The following is a 1,282-nucleotide window of genomic DNA, read 5'->3' on the forward strand; positions in this document are numbered from 1 at the left end:
GCGACCGGGAAAAAATAGCCGCCCATTTAACAGAACACGGGCGGATCACCGTCAAACACGCGGAAGAAGTCATCGAAGCGACAGACGAGCCAGTCAGAGCCGTCAGAAGAAAGAAGAATTCATCGATGGTTCTGATGGCCGCCATCGCGCCTTCTCCCGCCGGCACGGCTTCATTCATGAATTCGCCGCGCTTTCTGACGGCATAAACCGCATCTTTAAACGACAAGGCGCCGGCAGCGACCAATGCGCTGTATTCGCCGAGGCTGTGACCTGCCGCATAGTCGGCTTTAATGCCGTATTCCTTCAGTTTTTCAAGCGCTGCGATGCTCGCCGTTAAAAGGCTTGGCTGCGCGTTGTATGTAAGCGTCAGTTCCTTTGCATCCCCTTCAAACATGAGGGTGCTCAGTTTTGTTTCAAGCGTTTGATCCGCTTCTTCAAAAATCTTCTTCGCATTCGGTTCTTTTTCATACAATTCGTGTCCCATGCCGATATGCTGCGAACCTTGGCCCGGGAATAGAAAAGCAATCTTGCCCATGTGTTAAAACCTCCAGACTATTCATCTGCTTTTTGTTGAATTTTTTCTTCGATAAATGCCGCGACATTTTGGCTGACCATCTCTCTGGCCTGGCGGATCGCGTGATAAACGGCGCGTCCGTCAGATGATCCGTGCGCTTTGATGACGGGCGCCTTTAAGCCGAACAATCCGGCTCCGCCGTATTCAGAGTAATCCATTTTCGTTTTCATTTCTTTCAGCTTCGGCTTCAGTGCAGAAGCGGCGAGCTTCGCCGTGAAGCTCGAAGTCAGCGTCGTTCTCAGCATTTTAAAAATGGACAGCGCCGCGCCCTCGACCGTTTTCAAGGCAACGTTACCGGTAAAGCCGTCTGTGACGATGACATCAGCGACTCCGTCCAGCATATCGCGGGCTTCCACATTGCCGATGAAATTCAAATCGGTTTCCTTCAATTTTTGAAAGGTCTGCTTGGCAAGCTCATTTCCTTTTTTATCTTCGGTTCCGACGTTCAAAAGTCCGATGCGCGGATTTTTGACGCCCAGCACCTGTTCTCCGTAAACAGATCCCATAATGGCGTATTGAACGAGATGTTCGGGCTTGGCGTCCACATTCGCTCCGACATCAAGAAGGAGAAACCCGTCTCCGGAGACGGTCGGCAATGTCGGTGCCGACGCAGGCCTTTCAATCCCTTCAATCCGGCCGACGATAAAGAGCCCGGCCGTCATAAGCGCTCCGGTCTTTCCGGCGGAAATGCAGGCATCAGCCCTGCCT

Annotated in this window: 2 protein-coding genes and 1 pseudogene; 1 reads left to right on the plus strand and 2 read right to left on the minus strand. The window is 52.1% G+C overall.

Annotation, left to right across the window (positions count from 1 at the left end; translation table 11 throughout):
• Positions 1-14: 14 nt before the first annotated feature.
• On the plus strand, positions 15-206 hold the full coding sequence (locus tag ACWHAR_RS21840; protein ID WP_452087807.1) for a hypothetical protein: 192 nt from the start codon (positions 15-17) through the stop codon (positions 204-206).
• Here ACWHAR_RS21840 and ACWHAR_RS21845 read toward each other — a convergent pair.
• A pseudogene (locus ACWHAR_RS21845) lies at positions 122-535 on the minus strand (ACP S-malonyltransferase); the annotation flags it as partial. The gene ACWHAR_RS21840 and the pseudogene ACWHAR_RS21845 overlap by 85 nt on opposite strands.
• Positions 536-552: 17 nt before the next feature.
• Positions 553-1,282 (minus strand): phosphate acyltransferase PlsX (gene plsX, locus ACWHAR_RS21850; protein WP_452087806.1); only part of this gene is annotated, 730 nt, incomplete at its 5' end.

Source organism: Bacillus sp. LR--39 (assembly GCF_053613335.1).